Origin of the sequence: Muricauda sp. SCSIO 65647, assembly GCF_021534965.1 — a bacterium.
In the GTDB taxonomy this organism is placed as follows: domain Bacteria; phylum Bacteroidota; class Bacteroidia; order Flavobacteriales; family Flavobacteriaceae; genus Flagellimonas_A.
The window spans coordinates 2056700-2069469 of sequence record NZ_CP091037.1 but is presented as its reverse complement, the minus strand read 5'-3'; the positions used below and the strand labels follow the sequence as shown (position 1 = coordinate 2069469).

Genomic DNA, 12770 nt, shown 5'->3' with positions numbered 1-12770 from the left:
GCAAGATTAAAGATAACACTTTTGCAGTGATGTCAATCTCTGGCAATCTCCAAAATTTCAAATTTCAAAGTACCGTTTGGCACTGTTATCTCGGCTATATCGCCAACCGATTTCCCCAAGAGGCCCTTACCAATGGGTGATGTGACAGAAATTTTTCCTGACTTCAAATCTGCCTCACTTTCGGCCACCAAGGTGTACTTCATTTCTTGTCCATTGCCCTGGTTCTTCAACTTTACCGTTGATAGCACCAAAACCTTTGAGGTATCGAGTTGTGACTCATCGATCAATCTTGCATTGGCTACGGTCTCTTCCAATTTTGAGATTTTCATTTCCAACAATCCCTGTGCTTCCTTGGCAGCATCATATTCGGCATTTTCAGACAAATCGCCCTTATCTCGTGCTTCGGCGATGGCCTGTGAGGCTTTTGGCCTTTCGACATCCCTTAAATGATCTAGTTCTTCCCTAAGCTTTTTCAGTCCTTCAGCTGTGTAATAAGATACATTGCTCATATCACCATAATTTGATGCCCTTCGAACATGGGTTTTGAACTGTTTGAAAGGCCACATTTTTTAAATAGAAAAAATCCTCTGCTTTTCCCATGCTTGCACGGTTTTTGCGAGGATTTAACGCAAAGATACATATTTTTTGAGCATTTTTACATTTACAAAACCATTTTGCCCTTTATGAAATACTTGCCCCACCTGTTTATTTTGACACTTTTTTTGGGTTGTAGTAAAGACAGTGCAGACCGCAATCCTTTTTTACAGGAAACCAATTTCAGGTTTGACCTAAACCTCAATCTACCACTCTATAATGGCCTCAATACTATCGGAAATCCTGTTTATGTGGGCAACAATGGGGTAGGCCTAAGGGGTGTCTTCGTGATGAAGACCAGTATCGATGTTTTTTTTGCCTTTGAGGCCAGCTGCCCGAACCATGCGCCCAATTCATGCTCTACCATGTCTTTGAACGGGCAGAATGTTACCTGCTCATGCGAAGATTTTGAATACAGCCTGTTCACGGGGCAATTATTGAACCGCCCTGATGATGGCGAACGCTATTTTGATCTGCTTTTCTATAGGGCCGTACAAAGTGGCAATACCGTGACCATATCAAATTAACACTCAAATTTTTCCAAGAATACTGTCCATCACCCAACTGGTGTGCAGTCCGTCTTCACCCAAAGAGGGGTGGACCCCCTTGCCCACTAAATGGTTTTTGATGTTTTCGACATGAAACTGTTGAATGTGCTTTGGATTTTCAACAAACAATGTCTCTTCTGCATTTTTAGTGATCAGCTGTAAGGGTTCTTCGCCAAAAACCGAAAAAATAATCTTGCCTGCAGATCCATAGATTTCAACTTTATCTTCTCGATGGGCAGTGCCAAAATTCCAACTTCCCTCGCCGGTCATTCCATTTTCATAGACCCAGTTTCCCACAATGGCATCATAAGCATTGTAAAGCCCCATTTGGTTCTGTGCAAACCCTTTTGCCTCTTTTACTTTTCCGAAGAAATAGGAAAACAGGTCAAGGCCATGGCTTGCCAAATCATCAAAATAACCGCCACGAGCGGTCTCGGGGTCGGTACGCCAATTGTATCGGCCACTCAAATCAATCTCGTTCGGTGGTTTGCTCAAATGCCACCTAATATGTCGAACCGAACCGATACGGTCTTCATCAAGCCATTGCTTGATCCTGTTAAAGCGAGGCAACGAGCGACGGTAATGGGCAATGAACAACGGCAGTTTTTTTTCTTGAAAAGCCTTTTGAATAGAAAGGCTATCTTCATAGGTAGGTGCCATTGGTTTTTCAATGCAGCAAGGCTTTCCCAGATCTGCCACTTTTAGGGCATATAATCTGTGGGTATCAGGTGGGGTGGCTATATAGACCGCATCGACAAGAGAACTTTCGATCAATTCTTTTGGGTCGTTGGTGTACTTCGGAACATTATGCCTATTCGCATAATCTTTTGCTTTTTCAATACTGCGTCGCATGACCATTGATACTTCGAAACCATCGGTCATTTGAAAGGCCGGACCACTTTTTACTTCGGTCACGGCCCCACAACCGATAAAGCCCCAAAGAATGGGGCTTTTGTCAAAAAAAGGATACGGTATATTCACTATTGGACTTTACCCAAAGATATGCTTAAAAATTGAGGGTGGCCCCCAATAAAAAATTGATGCCTGCCTGTGGATAAAAACCCGCACCTTCAATAGTGGTCACACTTCCTGAAGAATCATCATCAAAAGTGAAAAAGAAGCCGTTTGAAACTATATCTTCATCAAAAAGGTTGTTAACCAACCCTGACAGCACAATACTTTTGATGAACGAATTGGTCTCAATAGTGTACTGCAGGTTCAAATCGGTCTGTGAGTAGGCTTCCAATACAGAAGCCTCTGAGTCGATATTGCCCATATACTGTTCGCCCACATATTTTGAGAGCAAAGAGACCTGAAAACGTTCGTTCGGGGTAAAGATTAGCATATTGCCCGCAACCACATTAGGTGAATAGGCAATGTTCGTATTGCCCAAGTTCTGCAGCACCCCGTCACGTTGAAAGACAAAATCTACATTTTTGTTACTGCTCAGGGCAATATTGGGTCGTATTTGCCATTTGGTGCCCAAGGCAATACTGGCATCAATTTCAAGCCCCAAACGGTAACTGTCGCCCACATTTGCGCGAAGCGGTGCGCCCACATCGTTCAGTTCACCTGTCAGCACCAGTTGATCTTTGTAGCGCATGTAGTACACATTGGTATTCAACTGTACCGATGTAGAAACGTAACGCCACCCCAATTCAAAATCGTTTAGTTTCTCAGGTCGCGGATTGCCGTTCTCATAATCATTCCGGTTCGGCTCTCGATTGGCCCTGGCATAAGAAAAATAAAAGTTGTGGTTTCGGTTCAAATCAAAGGTCACCCCTGCTTTCGGATTGAAGAAGTTAAATGTATCATCGACCAAACCGGTATCCTCGCCATTGGCCTCATAGCCCACCGTTCTGTACTGAAGGTCACCGAAGAGGCTCCATTTTTGGTTCAATTTATAAATGGCCTTTGAATAGAGATTAAAATCGGTCTTCGTTGAGGTATCGTCATAATAGCGATCTCGGTATTCACTGTTGCTGGCAAAACGTGCCCAAATAACCTCTCCAAAATGGTCGCCTTTGTAGCTATTGTAACCTCCGCCTAAAATAAGGTTCAGTTTTTCATTTTCATGGACGGCCGAAAAAACGGTGCCATAAAAATCATTGTCGAGCCATCTTCTTCGAATTAGGTCAGTAGTATTGACTTCTTCACCATCTACCGTCAACGGTTCAAAACCATAGGTCGCAAAATCATCATCTTCCCTAAATTGCTCAAAAAAACCACGGCCCCTAGTGTAGTGCAAGGCAATATTGGTGCTCCAATTATTGCCCAGTTGCTCATTCCAATGTAGCTGAAAATGGTCTTGTTTATAATTATCGACCTCATTTTCATAAAAGCGCGTATTACCATTCTCATCAGTGTACTCACCCGATGGATTATAGGTGCGATTTTCTTGAAGCTGTTCTCTTGTGATGCCATTCCAGGCCTGATAGGTAATCTCATGGCCCCCGAACAACAAAGCCTTTACCAACGTATTGTCATCTTTGTACGTTCCTTGTAAAAAATAGGAATCCAGTTCTGAAGAAGCTCTGTCGATATAACCGTCAGAGGTAATTCTCGAGAGTCTTCCTGAAAGTTCAATGTGTTCGTTGAGCAGTCCCGTACTGAACTTGACATTGTTTCGCATGGTATTGAAACTTCCATACGAAGAAGAGACCCTTCCGTAGGCTTCCTCTGAAAATCGATCGGTCAGCAAATTGAGGCTTGCCCCAAAAGCAGCTGCACCATTGGTCGATGTTCCCACGCCACGCTGTAATTGAAGGCTTTCGGTCGAGGAGGCAAAATCGGGCATATTTACCCAGAAGGTACCCTGTGATTCGGCATCGTTGTAAGGAATACCATTAATGGTGATATTCACCCGGGTAGCATCGCTGCCCCGCACCCTGATACCTGTATAGCCCACACCCGCTCCTGCATCAGAAGTCGTTACTACGGCAGGCAGGTAATTCATCAAAATCGGAATATCTTGACCAAGGTTTCGTGGTGCGATTTCCTCTTTATCAAGATTCGAAAAAGTAACCGGTGATTCTTTCGTTACCCTGACAGCTTGAACAAGCACTTCATCAAGTATGATCTGTTTACCTTCAGTTGTGTCTTGTTTCTTTTCTTGGGCTTTGAGCCCACATGTAAGCCCTGAAAGGGCCAAAATTGTGAATAAAGATGTTTTCATCCGTAAAAATTTTACGAATAAAAGGGGTCATTATTCTGGTTTAACATTGATTTTGCTTGCAATCAATCCAATACTGATTGAAAAACAAAGCGATTTGGAAATACCAAATGGCGAAATTTCGCCTCCCTTGGCAGCATTACCCGCCCAGGTTCATTGGGTATAATCTCAGCTTATCCTGATTATATCAGAAGTTCGCACCCCTTTGAGATGGTGCAAATGTACAACTCACACATTAATTTTCATAGAAAAAGGCTGCCGAAGCAGCCTTTGTGACCTAACCAACTTAAACGAGACCCTTAACCGGGGGAGACTTGCCAATTTTTTTGGCAAGCAAGCCCCATGGAGTTGGCGGTCATCGGACAATGCATGGTCAGTGTTTGCATAGCATTACCCATAGTGTCTAGTATCTTCTTTATGCTTTTTGCCCTGATTTCTCCTTTCTTTCGTCAGATAGGGAAACGTCACATAAATGGCCAAAACAAAAGCCACAACACTCAGGATCAGGAATATCATATATATTATTTCGAGCATTTTCATATATTTTTTGGGCAGCTTTTCAAAAAAGGGCCGTACAAATACTGATACGGCCCTCCAACCAAATCAACCAACCATAATCCGCGTGCCAAAAGGCCACATCGGATCGTTATCTTCTATTTTTTACCCAACCTGATCTTCCTTTGTTGTGTTTTCAATTTTTTCTTTGGTCACTGGTTCGTACCCTTTTTTTGTATTGCCCTGTACATTTTTGGCCACTAACAGGGCCACTATCAATGATGCTGCCAACAGTGCTGATCTCAACAAATCTTTCATTTGGTTCGGTTCTTCAATTTGTATGACACACTTATTTCAAAAAGGTCACATAAAAAAAGAGCCCTCAAAAAAGAAGGCTCTAATCTGTTCGGGCAAACCCAGTAGATTATACTTGATGCGTCTGTTTTAAAAGATCATTGACCGTTTTTACCGGATTAAAGGTCACCAAAGGCACTTCGACGAAAATAGTGTTCCAATAAGCCATGGCCCCATTCCATAAACCCGGTAGTTCCAAGGCCTTTAGTGCTTTCCCTTCTTGGGTTTTTTCAGTGATAAACCCTTGTTTGGCATCAATATAATTGAGCAGGTTGAATTTTTCACCCTTGTAGTTCTTTACCCCACAGACCAAATCGACCGGATTGAAATGGGTAGAGTTCTTGAATATTGACATTTGACGTTCATTGTCAACATCAACCTGGGCCGATTCAATGATCTGAAGTGAGATATTGCCATTTTTATCCGTGACCCAAAAAGGACCACCGCCAGGTTCGCCTTCATTTTTGACCATACCGCACACACGAATGGGCCTATCCAATTTATCAGTAAGAACAGCCCTTTGATCATCTATGCTCAACCCTCTATAGCTCTCAGGAAAATGTACGTTCAGTTGATTTTCCAAAAATGCTTTGGCCTCGTTCATCGTGTCAATCGACACGGTATCTTGTTCTAATTTTTTAGCAAACGAAAATGCTCTGGCCTGTACCTGCAACAAAACACCTGCAAGCATCTTTTTACTGTTTGCGACTTCTTCGAGGTTTCTATCTACGACTACATTGTCAATGTTCTTGATAAATATGATATCGGCTTCTTGGTCATTCAGGTTTTCAATCAAGGCCCCATGGCCCCCAGGTCGAAACAATAAGGTACCGTCATTGTTTCTAAAAGGCTCATCGGTCATATCAACAGCAATGGTATCGGTCGAAGCTTTTTGGTTTGAATAGGTGACCTTGAAACGGGTATCGGTTGCAATCGAAACTCTTTCTGAAGCTTCATTTTCTTCGGCCCTGAACATATCGTCATGTTGCTCTGAGATGGTAAAATGTAGATTTGCATTGCCTTTGGTCTTTGTATACAGTGCGGCTTCCTTCAAATGTTCTTCAAACGGGGTGGTAGTATCTTTACCATATTTATGAAAAGGCAACAGTCCCTTTGGGTAAAAACCGTAATTGAGTCCGTTCGGTGAGAGCATCTCATCAATGAAATAATAGACTTTCTCTCCGTCAGAACGATATTTTCCTTTGATGCGATTGCCGATCTTCTCATAAAAAGGAAATTTCTCCATTCCGTCGGCAAACTTTTCCACAGCTTCATCACCGGTTCTATTCAAGTATTCTGACAATGTTTCCTTTTTGGGGTCATGGGCACCCAAAAAATTGAACAGTGCCTTGAACATTCTAGAAGCCGCACCTGACGCTGGCACAAATTTTTTCAGTTTCAGGTTCTTGCGATGCCCTTCAAAGTAATCAATCAATTTTTTATGTTCGGCATCTGTAAATCTTTCGATACCATCGTCAACAACTGCAGCTTTTTCAAGGGTAACAAAGGGAATTCCTTCTTTGAAAGTCTCGATCTGCTTTAAGACCATTTCTTCTGAAATGCCTTTTTCTTTAAGCTGTTGCAGGTCTCTTTCTGAAAATTGCACCATGGTTTACAATAGTTTATCGATATGGTTAATCGCGGTTGAGAGTCGTGTTTTTTTATCCCCCTTTAAGATAGCAAAATTGCGGTCATGCTTGACCAGCGTATCTTTAAAGTATTGGAACATTCGCTTTCTTTCATCAGGCTTGTCCCTAAGATCGTCTTTGACCCAAGGGGTATCGATATAGGTCAATAGATAAAGTTCATAACTATTGGCCAAGGCATATTTTTCTAAAATCGGATCGCAATGGCCAAGATAATAGGCTTCAGAATAGACCTTCGTCTCTAGAAGATCGGTGTCACATATCAGTATCTTATTGGCTTTTTTTGCCAAATCATTTTCAATTGCCATTTGGCCTTCTGCAATGGGCAACAAATCTTTTGGTTCACATGTTTTTTGCTCCCTATCCCATTTCTCCTGAAGATATTCACGAGCATACTCTGGCACCCATACCGTATCATAATGATCTGCCAATTGTTCGGCCAACGTGGTCTTACCGGTCGATTCAGGGCCGTAGAGCACTACTTTGATAAGGTCTGAAGGTCGTTGTGCAAACTTTTCTTCCATGCGAGATATCCCTGTATGGCCAATATGGTGAAGATGAGGTATTGCAATGAAAACATGCCCCACCCCCTATATGCGTACAAAGGTACGGTTATTAGATCTCCTAAAATCCAAAGAGTCCAATTTTCCAACTTTTTATTGGCCATGTACCACATTGCGGTAAAAAAGATGCCAGAAGTAAAAATATCAACGTAGTTCGAGGTTTCGATAGCTGCACCAAATGCCCTGTACACGCCATAAGTGACCAACATGGTCAGTAGAAACAACACTAAACCAATTAATTTTTCCCTTGCATTGGTTCTTGAAATATGAACTACGTACTCTCTAGTGCTTTTTCGGCGTGCCCAGTTCCACCACCCATAGATACTCATAATCGAAAAATAGAAATTCATCATCATATCACCGAAAAGACGGTCTACAAAAAATACGTAGGTGGTAATGGCAGTGGCGACCAAACCGGTTGGATAGACCATAATATCTTCCCGCTTGGCATAGACCACACTGGCAATGCCAAAAAAGAAGGCAGTGGCCTCTAGAATGATCAACGAGACCGCCCGCTCTTCATACGGGCCTAGAAAAAAATCAAAAATGGGGCTCATAACCGCTACGGTCTGACTTTACGATCTTCATGTATAACAAAACATGTTCCGTATTTTCAAATGCTTCTTTTATTTCATCGGTCAATAAGCGCATGACCTCATCATAATTGCCATATATCTGGGTGCTTAGCGGGTTTTCTAAAATTTTCAGGCCAGAATCCCTCAATCTTTTGATAAAATCGATAATGGGCGGTTCAAAATTGTCATGTAGTGGGGTAAGGGTCAATTCGACTGAAATATCCATAAAGAAACTTTTCTTTGACTGGGCAAAGAAATCAAATTTCTTTCAGTCCTCCTCTTTTTTAAGCGCATAAACGCAGGTGAAGCCCTCAAATTCCAAGAACTTGACCGCGTACTGTGACAATTCGCCCTTATACAGTATTTCGGCGGTGGTACTTCCCTCTTGAAAAGAGAAATCATGAACATCGATATGACGCAAAAAGCTGAGCCCGTTTTGGGCATAAATCTTGTACAGTGATTCTTTAGCGCCCCAAACAATGGTCAGCTTTCGTATAATGGCCCCAGTATTGGCCAAGGTTCTATACTCTTCAATGGGAGTAAATTTATGGGCAATCTTCAAGATTTTATCTCGTTGTTTCTCAATATCTACCCCCACTTTTTGCGATTTACTGACAATAATCGCCGTAAACTCGTGTGAGTGGGTGATAGAAATATGGTTTCCGTCCCTTAAATGAGGTTTTCCCATCTCATCATAATAGAGATCCTTGTCTTCATAGCTCGACAACGCCATCAAATGCCTAATACTCAAAAAGGCCCTTCGGTGCATTTCAGACTTCATCGCAACTACACGGTCTTGGCAATGTGCGGTCAACACCACTTCTTTTGAAAGATCAGCTTCCGATTCTGTGACCTTCCATATATAAATTTTGGTATTGTTCGATTCTGTTATCGTTTTGTAAAGGGGCACTTTAAAGAGTTAATTTATTTGTACCTTTGCGACCTAGTAAAAACGAAGCTACGAAAGTAAAATTAAATAGATAATGAGCACAAAGACAATTCCCTATGTGGCCTATAAAGTAAAAGATATTTCGCTTGCGGATTGGGGTCGAAAAGAAATCGAGCTCGCCGAGGCCGAAATGCCGGGGCTTATGTCTCTTCGGGAGGAGTACAAAGACCAACAGCCACTAAAGGGTACCCGCATAGCAGGATGCCTTCATATGACCATACAGACCGCCGTTCTGATAGAAACCTTGATCGAACTGGGCGCAGAGGTCACCTGGAGCTCGTGCAATATTTTCTCGACCCAAGATCATGCTGCCGCGGCCATTGCTGCTGCCGGGATTCCGGTATATGCATGGAAAGGTATGACAGAAGAAGAATTTGATTGGTGCATTGAGCAGACCCTGTTCTTCGGGGAAGAAAGAGAGCCGCTAAACATGATTTTGGACGATGGGGGCGATCTGACCAATATGGTATTTGACAGGTATCCAGAATTGGCAGCCGGTATCAAGGGATTATCGGAAGAGACCACTACGGGTGTTCACAGGTTGTACGAGCGTATGAAAAAAGGCACGTTGCCCATGCCTGCCATTAACGTGAACGATTCCGTCACCAAATCAAAGTTCGACAATAAATACGGCTGTAAAGAAAGTGCCGTTGATGCCATTCGCCGTGCCACCGATACCATGCTGGCCGGTAAGCGTGTCGTTGTCGCCGGCTATGGCGATGTGGGCAAAGGAACGGCGGCTTCATTTCGGGGTGCCGGTGCCATTGTGACGGTTACTGAAATTGACCCCATCTGTGCCTTACAGGCCTGTATGGATGGTTACGAAGTAAAAAAGTTGGAAACCGTAGTGCAAAATGCAGATGTGGTCATTACCGCAACAGGCAATAAGGATATCATTCGTGAAGAACATTTTCGTGCATTAAAAGACAAAGCCATCGTCTGTAACATTGGGCATTTTGACAATGAAATCGATATGGCCTGGCTCAATGGTGCATATGGGCACACCAAAGATGAGATCAAGCCACAGGTAGACAAATACACCATTGATGGAAAAGATATCATAATTTTGGCTGAGGGCCGATTGGTAAACCTTGGTTGTGCCACGGGCCACCCCAGTTTTGTCATGAGTAATTCGTTCACCAACCAGACCTTGGCCCAAATTGAATTATGGAACAACGGTGACAAGTATGAGAACAAGGTCTATACATTGCCCAAGCACCTTGATGAAAAGGTGGCCAAACTGCATTTGGCCCGCCTTGGCGCAGAACTGACCGAGTTAAAAGAAGATCAAGCAACCTATATCGGTGTTAAGGTAGAAGGACCCTATAAACCTGAATACTACAGGTACTAGATTCTAAACAAAGCATAGTACTTTCAGATATAAAGCCCTTGCATTGTTGCAAGGGCTTTTACATTATGAAAAAAATAATTTTGATTTTTTCCTTTTTTACCAAAAAGCTTTTTCCCTAATTAGCAAAAATTTTATCGATGACACTATTTATTGACATGGATGAGGTACTTGCCGACACCTATCTAAGACATATCGAGCTCTACAATGAGGATTTCGATAAAGATCTGACCGCTGAACAATGTCAGGGCAGGGAAGTCTGGCAGGTGGTTCCGGAAGCGCATCAAAAATCTGTTCGGGACCATGCGCGCGCCATTGGTTTCTTTAGAGATTTGAAACCCATTAAAGATAGCCAAGAGGTGCTACGGGAGCTTTACAAAAAACACGAGGTGTATATTGCCTCAGCCGCTATGCAATTTCCACATTCCCTAAAGGAAAAGAGTGATTGGCTAGACGAATACTTTCCGTTTATCCATTGGAGAAGACGAATTCTCTGTGGAGACAAATTTGTTTTGCGCGGAGATCTTCTCATCGATGACCGAGCCTATAATCTAGAGCATTTTGATGGAAGGGCCTTACTGTTTACCTCGCCCCACAACATTCATCAGAACGGCTATGAAAGGGTTGATAATTGGCAAGAAATCGCAGAAAAATTACTCTAGCTTAAACATAATCTCCCTTATTACAAACGCTGTCGCTATTTTTTAGAGTGTTGAAGATATTATTCGGGGCAATAAAAGATCATTCCGTTGAGCATTTATATAAAATATAAACTTTAACAGATTTTTGGTCACCAACACAGTTTTCATACGTCATATAAAAAAACGAACGAATCATGAAGACAACAAAATCAACCAAAACCGATCTGAAACGGGAAAATAAGGTGCCTGCTTCAAAAATAAGCACAAGAACAACGAGAAAATCACCTCGCCCAATATGGTGGGGCTGGAAGATGGTGGGCTAAAAAGTAAAAACCCCGACTTCAAATGTGTCGGGGTTCCTTAGATTTTTTGACCTTACGATATACTATGCCTCGAAAGGATCTACAGAAACATACGATTTACCTCCTGCTTTCTTTTCAAAACGTACAATACCGTCTATTTTGGCATGCAATGAATGGTCTTTACCAGCGTACACATTTTCACCGGGGTTGTGTTTAGTGCCCCTTTGCCTAACGATAATATTTCCAGCAACTGCGGCCTGTCCACCAAAAATCTTAACGCCCAAGCGTTTCGATTCTGACTCCCTACCGTTTTTAGAACTACCTACACCTTTCTTATGTGCCATGATATTTTCTTTTTGATTTTTATTTGCTCAAAGCTTCAATAAGCTCAGCCTTCTTCATCGATGAATAACCACTAATTTCTTTGGCCTTTGCCATTTCCTTCAATTCGGCCACTGTCTTTTTGCCCAAATCTTCAGCAACTTTTGGCTTGGCTTCTTTCTTTGGCGTTGCCTTCGCCTTTGGCGCTTCCGCTTTGGCAGTTTCTTTCTTGGCAGTGGGTTGTTTCTCTGCTTTGGCTTTTGCCGGAGCAGCTTTCTTGGCACCTTTGGCAACAATGCCTTCAACAACAATCTCGGTCAAGTATTGTCTATGCCCGTTCTTCTTGCGGTACCCTTTTCTTCTTTTCTTCTTAAAGACGATGACCTTATCGCCTTTCAGGTGCTTGACCACTTTGGCCTCAACTGCTGCACCTTCTATAGCCGGGGCGCCAATGGTAACGTTACTACCGTCATCTAACAGCAATACCTTATCGAAGGTTACTTTTTTGCCTTCTTCGGTCTGCAAACGGTGCACGTACACTTTCTGGTCTTTCGCAACCTTAAATTGCTGCCCTGCCATCTCTACAATTGCGTACATCTCGTTGTGATTTTAATATTTACAGTGCCACTTTTCATAATGGCGGGTGCAAATATACTGCTAAATCTATAATTGGCAAGGGTTTTTAAAAGATTAAGGCACTTTCTTTTTCGGATTGTTCGATGACTTGAACAACTGCATAAAAGAAAGGGTCAAAACAAGGGTGGTGGCAATGCCCATAATGGCAACGGTAAAGAAAACGATACCTTCAAAATTTTTATAATCCTTCGCCCAGACTTCTGATAGCTGACCGAGAAATTCAGTGTTCAATTCTGTTGCATATACCGCAAAGAAAATGGTAAACAGTATGGTCGCGACGATCCCTGTTGTGATGCCAGCAGTAAATCCTGTTCCATAATTAAAGTCTTTTCCCATTCTAAGCTTGGTAATCTTCAAGGTCTCGTAGATTCCGAATCCGGTGATGATGCCATTAAAAAGACTGAAAAAGACATTGGTGTGTCTATCAAAAAGGGAGAGAACCAAAAAATAGGCGATAAGGCATGCGCTGGTCACAATTCCGAACCGAATGGGAAGAGTCAAGTTCTTCATATCAAACGATATTTGGTTGGATTATCAATTTAACCATTTTTTCCATAAAATCCTGTTAAAGCCGGCCTACTTTTCCTTCTCGAGAATCCAAAACATAATATATTAGTGCCATATGC

General features: G+C 42.4%; 15 protein-coding genes. 3 read left to right on the top strand and 12 right to left on the bottom strand.

Annotated elements, in window-relative coordinates:
* Positions 1 to 32: 32 nt before the first annotated feature.
* Positions 33 to 509, bottom strand: coding sequence for a transcription elongation factor GreA (greA, locus tag L0P89_RS09215; RefSeq protein WP_235264809.1), 477 nt, complete (start codon positions 507 to 509; stop codon positions 33 to 35).
* Positions 510 to 683: 174 nt separating this feature from the next.
* Between greA and L0P89_RS09210 the strand changes: the two genes are divergently transcribed.
* Positions 684 to 1121, top strand: coding sequence for a hypothetical protein (locus L0P89_RS09210; protein ID WP_235264808.1), 438 nt, complete (start codon positions 684 to 686; stop codon positions 1119 to 1121).
* A 3-nt stretch (positions 1122 to 1124) separates the two neighbouring features.
* Here the strand turns inward: L0P89_RS09210 and L0P89_RS09205 are convergent, their stop codons facing one another.
* The 8 genes from L0P89_RS09205 to L0P89_RS09170 form a co-directional block, all read right to left on the bottom strand.
* Positions 1125 to 2123, bottom strand: coding sequence for a Gfo/Idh/MocA family protein (locus L0P89_RS09205; RefSeq protein WP_235264807.1), 999 nt, complete (start codon positions 2121 to 2123; stop codon positions 1125 to 1127).
* A gap of 25 nt (positions 2124 to 2148) precedes the next feature.
* The gene (locus L0P89_RS09200; RefSeq protein ID WP_235264806.1) at positions 2149 to 4317 is read right to left on the bottom strand and encodes a TonB-dependent receptor; all 2169 of its coding nucleotides are present in this window, start codon (positions 4315 to 4317) and stop codon (positions 2149 to 2151) included.
* Between the two features lie 657 nt (positions 4318 to 4974).
* On the bottom strand, positions 4975 to 5127 hold the full coding sequence (locus L0P89_RS09195) for a hypothetical protein (protein WP_235264805.1): 153 nt from the start codon (positions 5125 to 5127) through the stop codon (positions 4975 to 4977).
* Positions 5128 to 5233: 106 nt separating this feature from the next.
* Entirely contained in the window at positions 5234 to 6772 is a 1539-nt protein-coding gene (locus L0P89_RS09190) for a DUF4301 family protein (RefSeq protein ID WP_235264804.1), read from the bottom strand.
* 3 nt (positions 6773 to 6775) lie between these two features.
* Positions 6776 to 7333: an AAA family ATPase gene (locus L0P89_RS09185; protein WP_235264803.1), complete on the bottom strand. Its 558-nt coding sequence runs from the start codon at positions 7331 to 7333 to the stop codon at positions 6776 to 6778.
* Entirely contained in the window at positions 7288 to 7929 is a 642-nt protein-coding gene (gene pnuC / locus L0P89_RS09180; protein WP_235264802.1) for a nicotinamide riboside transporter PnuC, read from the bottom strand. Before pnuC ends, L0P89_RS09185 begins: the two co-directional genes overlap by 46 nt.
* Positions 7913 to 8173, bottom strand: a complete 261-nt coding sequence (locus L0P89_RS09175; protein WP_235264801.1) for a thiamine-binding protein — start codon at positions 8171 to 8173, stop codon at positions 7913 to 7915. Before L0P89_RS09175 ends, pnuC begins: the two co-directional genes overlap by 17 nt.
* A 42-nt stretch (positions 8174 to 8215) precedes the next feature.
* Positions 8216 to 8857, bottom strand: coding sequence for a 4'-phosphopantetheinyl transferase family protein (locus L0P89_RS09170; protein WP_235264800.1), 642 nt, complete (start codon positions 8855 to 8857; stop codon positions 8216 to 8218).
* Between the two features lie 73 nt (positions 8858 to 8930).
* On the opposite strand from L0P89_RS09170, the gene ahcY reads away from it, so the two are divergent.
* Together ahcY and L0P89_RS09160 are read left to right on the top strand one after the other, a co-directional pair.
* A complete protein-coding gene (gene ahcY, locus L0P89_RS09165) occupies positions 8931 to 10247 on the top strand; it encodes an adenosylhomocysteinase (protein WP_235264799.1) in 1317 nt (438 codons plus the stop codon).
* A gap of 137 nt (positions 10248 to 10384) precedes the next feature.
* Positions 10385 to 10906 (top strand): 5' nucleotidase, NT5C type, encoded by a 522-nt coding sequence (locus L0P89_RS09160; RefSeq protein ID WP_235264798.1) that lies wholly within the window; start codon positions 10385 to 10387, stop codon positions 10904 to 10906.
* 364 nt (positions 10907 to 11270) lie between these two features.
* On the opposite strand, the gene rpmA is transcribed toward L0P89_RS09160, so the two are convergent.
* The 3 genes from rpmA to L0P89_RS09145 all read right to left on the bottom strand — a co-directional run bounded on the left by rpmA (position 11271) and on the right by L0P89_RS09145 (position 12654).
* Positions 11271 to 11531: a 50S ribosomal protein L27 gene (gene rpmA / locus L0P89_RS09155; RefSeq protein WP_235264797.1), complete on the bottom strand. Its 261-nt coding sequence runs from the start codon at positions 11529 to 11531 to the stop codon at positions 11271 to 11273.
* A 19-nt stretch (positions 11532 to 11550) separates the two neighbouring features.
* Positions 11551 to 12105: a 50S ribosomal protein L21 gene (gene rplU / locus L0P89_RS09150; protein ID WP_235264796.1), complete on the bottom strand. Its 555-nt coding sequence runs from the start codon at positions 12103 to 12105 to the stop codon at positions 11551 to 11553.
* Between the two features lie 93 nt (positions 12106 to 12198).
* Positions 12199 to 12654 carry a DUF4199 domain-containing protein gene (locus tag L0P89_RS09145; protein WP_235264795.1) on the bottom strand — a complete coding sequence of 152 codons (456 nt, stop codon included), beginning with the start codon at positions 12652 to 12654 and terminating at the stop codon, positions 12199 to 12201.
* Between the last annotated feature and the right edge of the window lie 116 nt (positions 12655 to 12770).

Excerpts from the sequence above, each read along its gene's own strand:
- greA (WP_235264809.1), bottom strand. The coding sequence starts at position 509 with ATGAGCAATGTATCTTATTACACAGCTGAAGGACTGAAAAAGCTTAGG.
- L0P89_RS09210 (WP_235264808.1), top strand. The coding sequence starts at position 684 with ATGAAATACTTGCCCCACCTGTTTATTTTGACACTTTTTTTGGGTTGT.
- L0P89_RS09200 (WP_235264806.1), bottom strand. The coding sequence starts at position 4,317 with ATGAAAACATCTTTATTCACAATTTTGGCCCTTTCAGGGCTTACATGT.
- L0P89_RS09195 (WP_235264805.1), bottom strand. The coding sequence starts at position 5,127 with ATGAAAGATTTGTTGAGATCAGCACTGTTGGCAGCATCATTGATAGTG.
- L0P89_RS09190 (WP_235264804.1), bottom strand. The coding sequence starts at position 6,772 with ATGGTGCAATTTTCAGAAAGAGACCTGCAACAGCTTAAAGAAAAAGGC.
- L0P89_RS09185 (WP_235264803.1), bottom strand. The coding sequence starts at position 7,333 with ATGGAAGAAAAGTTTGCACAACGACCTTCAGACCTTATCAAAGTAGTG.
- pnuC (WP_235264802.1), bottom strand. The coding sequence starts at position 7,929 with ATGAGCCCCATTTTTGATTTTTTTCTAGGCCCGTATGAAGAGCGGGCG.
- L0P89_RS09175 (WP_235264801.1), bottom strand. The coding sequence starts at position 8,173 with ATGGATATTTCAGTCGAATTGACCCTTACCCCACTACATGACAATTTT.
- ahcY (WP_235264799.1), top strand. The coding sequence starts at position 8,931 with ATGAGCACAAAGACAATTCCCTATGTGGCCTATAAAGTAAAAGATATT.
- L0P89_RS09160 (WP_235264798.1), top strand. The coding sequence starts at position 10,385 with ATGACACTATTTATTGACATGGATGAGGTACTTGCCGACACCTATCTA.
- rpmA (WP_235264797.1), bottom strand. The coding sequence starts at position 11,531 with ATGGCACATAAGAAAGGTGTAGGTAGTTCTAAAAACGGTAGGGAGTCA.
- rplU (WP_235264796.1), bottom strand. The coding sequence starts at position 12,105 with ATGTACGCAATTGTAGAGATGGCAGGGCAGCAATTTAAGGTTGCGAAA.
- L0P89_RS09145 (WP_235264795.1), bottom strand. The coding sequence starts at position 12,654 with ATGAAGAACTTGACTCTTCCCATTCGGTTCGGAATTGTGACCAGCGCA.